Origin of the sequence: Secundilactobacillus collinoides DSM 20515 = JCM 1123, assembly GCF_001435975.1 — a bacterium.
Classification (GTDB): Bacteria; Bacillota; Bacilli; order Lactobacillales; family Lactobacillaceae; genus Secundilactobacillus; species Secundilactobacillus collinoides.
Map to the genome: position 1 here is coordinate 1 of NZ_AYYR01000081.1, position 6,201 is coordinate 6,201.

Below are 6,201 nucleotides of genomic sequence, written 5' to 3' on the forward strand. Positions count from 1 at the left end.
GTACCTTCGGTAAAGGGTACCGGTGGTGTCGTTTCTTTTTGCAGTGTTTGCAGATTCGCTTGAACTTGGTCGCCTTGGTGAACGATCGGTAGGGTGGCTGCCTCTTGCTGGTCGGTTTTGTGATCATCAAATAAAGCTTGCCAACCTTGCTTAGTTGGGACCTTACCCGTTGCTTTAAAATTGGCGTCACCAACTTGGGTAATAATGGTAGTTTCCTCGTACTCGTACGGATCAGCAAACATGGCTAACGTCGTTCGTAACACCAAATCATAGACTTGTTGTTGTAATTTAGGTAAGGCAGCTAATTGATCTTTCGTCGGCACGACTTTAGTCATAATAATGGCGTAATGTTCTTCAACCTTTTTCCCATTAACATAACGCTTATTCGGCGTGGTATTGGTTAAAGCGACTGGCTTAGAGACTAACCCCAGATACTTCGTCAGATTAGCCACTAAATACTCAAATTCTTCATCAGTGATATAAGCACAATCGGTTCGGGGATAGCTAAGGAACTTAGCTTCGTATAAACTCTGAATGGCCGCTAAGGTTTGGCTGGCACTGGCATGATACCGTTTGTTCATGGCACTTTGGAGACTGGATAGCGAAAACAACTGTGGACTAGCACGCTTTTTAGCCTGCTTTTGGACGCCCTTGATTAAACCGCCCTGTAAGCCCTTCTCAACGTTTTTGTCCTTCATGAATATCATTAGCCCTTTTTTATCTTTAAACTGCTGATAGGGGGCTAATTTCGCGGCGAATTTTTGCTGATTAGCTAAAATTTCCGCATTTAGTTCAAAATAGGGTTTGGGCTTAAATTTTTTGATGAGTTGGTCTCTTTGATAGACCATATACAAGGTTGGCGTCTGCACGCGACCAATCGAGTACACCCCGCGTACTCCGTTTTGTCTTAATAACAAAGTATATAAGGGACTACCATTCATACCAATTAACCAGTCACTAATTTGACGGGTTTGGGCTTCTTTATAAGCCAGATAGTCTTTGTGCCAATCACCAAGATTTTTGAATCCGGTAATAATGGCGTCTTTTTCCAAACTATTCAACCATAGCCGCTTAATAGTCTTCTTTTTAACGTCAATCTGGGCTTGGTTCATGATTGACCACGCAATATTGGAGCCTTCCCGACCGCTATCGGTGGCGACAATAATGATGTCGGCTTTTGCTAACAGGTCTTTAACGATCTTGAATTGCGTTCTTTTACTAGCTGACACTTCAAACTTGTATTTATCGGGAAAGATCGGTAAATTAGATAGGGCCCATTGCTGGTATTTCTGATCGTATTTATCCGGTGTGGCCAGTTCAACTAAATGTCCGAGACCATACGTCACAAGCGTATTATCGGGCAAAACAGGGTCACTAACCGTATAGTAACCCTGTTTTTTTGTGCGCTTTTGAAAGGCTTGGACGTATGAACGGGCTTGACTAGGTTTTTCAGCTAAGATAACAGTGGTCATGTTCGTTCACTCCTTATGATTCAGCTTTTGTTATACCTTGTTCTGCCACTTTTAACCAGGCTTAACGGTGCAATTTTTATTTCGATTACAAGTGCATGCCCCCATCTTCATGCCGATTACGAGTTTGATGTTGCCGTTGCTTTTTCGCCATTTCCCACTCGGTCTCTTTTAAACCGCGTAGTTGCTGCTTTCTTAGATAGTCTGTGTTCTTCGCATATAGAATGGTTATTAAGGCTTCGTCCAAAGCATTCATCAGGTAGTTTTTCGGACTAGTTGGATAATAATTGATGGCCTGATAGGCCTTAATTTGGTCTTGCTTATATTGATCAAACCGCGTTGTTTGTTGTTTCAAACGGGCTTGCACGGTTTCAATTTGTTTGTGATCCAACTTATTGTCTTGCCCACATTCACCGAGAAATAGCTGCCGGGTACCATCATGTTTTAAGACCCGTTGCAGCCGGTGATCCTGAATATCTTTTAATTCAATTTTACCTAACAGGTAATTCAAACCAGCTTGGTGTTGCTGACTAGTAAAGACTACGGGTGGCTGCTGTTGTAATTGACTAAGATCATTGGCGCTTAATGGCTTTAATTCTGGATCATAGTAAACCACGGCAGTGTAGATTTGCTCCTTGTCAATCGTCTCTAGCTTATCGAGATCACTGTCCGGAAAAGCAGTCGTTAGAATGCTGTTGTATTGGGTTTGCACTACGGCTTTAACTTCCCGAATGACCCGTAATTCTTTCACCGCTTTCGAAATAAATTCGAGTTCGTTAGGTTCATAAGGGGCTAACATGCCCCGATCAGTATGCTTCAAATCGTCTAACTGGTGGCCATGTTTGGCTAGCACTGCGGTTAACTGCTTCTCAATTGTCTGGGCTTGCTGATTAACTAACTGCCAGCTGGTATATGGCCGCTTGGTAAACGTCAATAATTGCTGGGTCAGTAAATCGTTTCGAATATCCGTTAGCCGTTCAGTCAATTCACTATCTTTAAAAATGGTTTGTTCGCTATTAGTCTCTTTAATCAGTTCCCGTCGTTCAGCCGCGGTTGTCTGTTCAAAATCAAGTTCCGGATACAGTTTTTTAGTTGCTCGTTCCACCACTTTATTTAACAACTGATTAGCTTGTGCTAGTGATGTCGTTTGCTGGTCAATGGTCAGCAGTTGTTTGGTTACATCTTCACCAACTGCATGTTTAATCAATAAGCTGTTTTTCCAATTAAACAGCATGCGCTGTTTATCATCTAAATGCTCTAAATCGACATAGGTCTTCAATTGCTGACTTAGATGACTAATTGTGTGTTTTTCAGAGAATGATAGTTCGTCAGTTAATGCGTCAAAGTGTTCATAATTTCTAATCTTTTCATCAAGACTATGGTATTTAGCTCGAGCGCTTCTTTGTGCTCTAACTTGTTGATTAAATGCTCTTCTTTCTTGTCGCTGACTATTGATCCCCTCATGTTGAGTTGGTGTTTCATCTATTCCTTGGTCGACAAATGATTTTTCACTAATTCGATCCGGAATATTTTTTTGTGCTAAAGACTGATTAACGCCAATTGCCCAATTGTGACGCCATTCAGTTATTTTTTCCTTTTTATCCCAATCAACCAGCCAAATTTTTCTTTGTTTTGGAAACCCGCTTTTGGTTAAAAGCTGCTTGCCATTTTCATCTTTAATGTACTGAGTTTTTGCCTTCAATCCCCAAGTACCATCTGGGTTAAATGGCCGATTAGTTAACATTACATGAGCATGTGGATTATCTGGGTGATCGCGATGAATTGATACGTCGGCTACCATCCCTTGATCGACAAAATTTTCTTGTACATATTTTGTCAGTAATGCTTTTTGTTCATCTGTACTTAAATCAACTGGTAACGCCACGTTAAACTCTTTGGCATACCGTGAGTTTGATTTACGATCTTTCTTTTCAACTTCATTCCATAACCGCTCCCGATCGTTCGCCCATTCCGGTGCATTTTTGGGGATCAAAATAAAACTATCCGGCATGACCAACCGGTCATAGAAATAGTAGCGACCTTCTTTATTATCAAATAGTTTTTCACCGCTACGATAAGCAGCTCCAGCAATGGCACTACGTCCTTTACCAGCACTAATATTTTGAAAACTCATGTGAAAAATTGCCGTGTTGGCCACCATCTCTCTTTGGGTTTATGGTTTTGATTTTGTTGTCGCCAACGGCGACTTCTAATACAGGTTTTAATGGGGTTAGCACAACATAGAATTTATTCTATGTGTAAGTGCGCATTGATCTCGTTTCACTCGGCCTGCTGATTCCCCTAAATTTACTTATAGTGTATGCCTTCCGCTTCGCTATTTCAACTTTCATACTTTGACTTAACGTTCTCTGTATGATATAGTGTCGGTGATTATTTTTAATACGACTGGAGGAATCATTATGTCTCAAAGTAACTTAGAAAAACAAGAAGCTAAATTAAAAGCCCTTAATCAAAAAATTAAGGACGAAAAAAATAAGATTGAACAACGGCTAGGTAAACAAATCATCAGTCAAGCCAATTTAGATTATGCTAATTTATCTAATGACAATATCAAGTCCTTATCCAAAAAAGTATCCGAGTTTTTAAAGGAAAAGTCCGTAGATCATTAGTCATAGGAGATGGGGAATTCCATGCCTAATCAATATGAAAAACTAATTGAACAACAAGCGCGTTTAAAACAAAAAATTGAGCGGGAAGATTTTAAGTTACGCCAATCTAAGTATTATGAAAATCGACAAGCCCGCAAAGCCCGTTCTCGCCGATTAATTCAAAAAGGGGCTTTATTAGAAAAGTACTTTCAAGCTAATAACCTCTCGGTCGAACAAACCGAAGAACTTTTAAAAACATTTGCTGACTATGTTAACGCCCATAAACCGGATAAATTAAAAAACGATCAACCTAATAACTAGGCCGATCGTTTTTATTTTGGTTCTACAATATCTGTTGTTGGTAATAGATTTTCATCTATTACTGATGACAGATTTTTTATTTATGGCTAGAATAAAAAAGCGGACATTTCCTGTCCGTTCATCCAAGTCAACCACCACGAAGATTTTTCAGAAAGAAGGAAATGCCCTATGTGTCATGATACTACAAAATTATTATTAGGAATAGCTGACGAGAACCTAAAAATTACTGACGGTGAAACTGGAGAAGACGGGGTTATTCGCTTAACTGGCCACTTGGATTACACGCCGAAGGCTTGTCCCAAGTGCGGGATTATCAATGATCAAAAGATTATTAACTACGGCTGGCGCAATACCACTATCAGATTCTCGAAGGTTCTGAGCAACACCGTCATCTTAGCCTTAAAGCGCCGCTATTTCCACTGTAAAGAATGTCACGGCAACTTTCTTGCACAAACAGTGGCAGTTCCGAAACACTGTACAATTTCAAACACCAGCCGCAAAGAATGCCTAGAGAAGCTCGGTGAACCGGTCTCTTTGAAGCACATTGCCAATGAAGTATCGGCATCAGATTCATTTGTGGGCCGCCAGTTAATGCGCGCTGAACGAGACTTTCAAACCAATTGGCACTATTTACCAGAGATCATCTTAATGGATGAGGTGAAGAGTACCAAGAGCGCTACTGGTGCCATGAGCTTTGAGTTCATGAATGGCGAAACCCATGAATTAATCGACTTACTCCCTTATCGAACCATCAATAAACTAGAGAAGTATTTTTACCACTTCGATCAAGCTGCCCGAGAAAACGTCAAAATTATTGTGACTGATATGAATTATACCTACCCCAAGCTTGTGCAGACCGTATTCCCCAATGCCATGGTGGTCATGGACAAGTTTCATATTATCAACGCCCTAAATCGGGCGTTTAACAAAACCAGAATCAAGGTGATGAAGAAGTTTACCCCGTCTTCTCGCGAATTTCACGCCCTTAAGCGCTACTGGAAGCTGTTGTTAGTACCAACTGAACAGCTTAACTTTGAACAATTCAAAAAGTGGACTAATTTTCCTTACTGGATGGCTGCCACCGATGTTGTCCATCAGCTGTTATCGTTGGATTCAGAACTAGAACAAACTTATCAAGTCTTAAACAGCGTCCGGTCAGCTGTCCAACATCAAGATTGGCATAACTACAATGCGGCATTTTGGAATAACAAAACGTATTCTGAAGAAATGAAGAACACGATTAAAACACTTGAAAGCCATCATGATGAGATTCGTAACACCTTTACCACACACTATTCAAATGGTCCTTTGGAAGGTTCTAATAATAAAATCAAGGCGATCAAACGAGCCAGTTTTGGCTATCGCAGCTTCTGGAGGTTTAGAACTCGAGTACTATACGTTTTCAAAATCAAAACAAAAAGAGCCCTAATCACGAAGTGATTAGAACTCGAAATATGGATTCACCAACAACAGTTGACGAAGAGCCTTTATTTTCAGGATTGTTTTTTGGGTTAACTTCTGGATTGTGTTTAGCAGAGTCTTTTAACTGTTTTTGAATTCTTTGTGCTTCCTTTTACTTGATCGCTGTTGAATTATCTTTTGACCCTTACCTCTTCTTTTAGATTTTAGGTCAAGCGTAAAATCTAAAATTTTATTTTGATCTAGCTTACTTAAATGACCGATTTCTTTAAAATTTAGCCCGGCTTTGGGAAAGCGATAAATATTACCAAGATCGACCCAGGAAGATTTCTTCAACCCAGCGGATTGCCAATCTTGAATCGGATAATATTGTTGCTTGATAT

At 40.2% G+C, this 6,201-nt stretch carries 5 protein-coding genes and 1 pseudogene; 3 read left to right on the forward strand and 3 right to left on the reverse strand.

All coding sequences use genetic code 11. The annotated features are described in order from the left end of the window. Positions 1 to 1,472, reverse strand: a 1,472-nt coding sequence (locus FC82_RS12765; protein WP_056997205.1) for a DNA topoisomerase, incomplete at its 3' end; no start/stop codon positions are given. Between the two features lie 85 nt (positions 1,473 to 1,557). After that, the gene (gene mobQ, locus FC82_RS12770) at positions 1,558 to 3,630 is read right to left on the reverse strand and encodes a MobQ family relaxase (protein ID WP_056997206.1); all 2,073 of its coding nucleotides are present in this window, start codon (positions 3,628 to 3,630) and stop codon (positions 1,558 to 1,560) included. A 259-nt stretch (positions 3,631 to 3,889) separates the two neighbouring features. Between mobQ and FC82_RS12775 the strand changes: the two genes are divergently transcribed. The 3 genes from FC82_RS12775 to FC82_RS12785 all read left to right on the forward strand — a co-directional run bounded on the left by FC82_RS12775 (position 3,890) and on the right by FC82_RS12785 (position 5,839). Further along, positions 3,890 to 4,099 carry a hypothetical protein gene (locus FC82_RS12775; protein ID WP_014386917.1) on the forward strand — a complete coding sequence of 70 codons (210 nt, stop codon included), beginning with the start codon at positions 3,890 to 3,892 and terminating at the stop codon, positions 4,097 to 4,099. 21 nt (positions 4,100 to 4,120) lie between these two features. Beyond that, the gene (locus tag FC82_RS12780) at positions 4,121 to 4,399 is read left to right on the forward strand and encodes a hypothetical protein (RefSeq protein WP_003680647.1); all 279 of its coding nucleotides are present in this window, start codon (positions 4,121 to 4,123) and stop codon (positions 4,397 to 4,399) included. 168 nt (positions 4,400 to 4,567) lie between these two features. Further along, the gene (locus tag FC82_RS12785; RefSeq protein ID WP_046872524.1) at positions 4,568 to 5,839 is read left to right on the forward strand and encodes an ISL3 family transposase; all 1,272 of its coding nucleotides are present in this window, start codon (positions 4,568 to 4,570) and stop codon (positions 5,837 to 5,839) included. Here FC82_RS12785 and FC82_RS12790 read toward each other — a convergent pair. Beyond that, positions 5,829 to 6,201: pseudogene (locus tag FC82_RS12790) on the reverse strand (hypothetical protein); the annotation flags it as partial. The gene FC82_RS12785 and the pseudogene FC82_RS12790 overlap by 11 nt on opposite strands.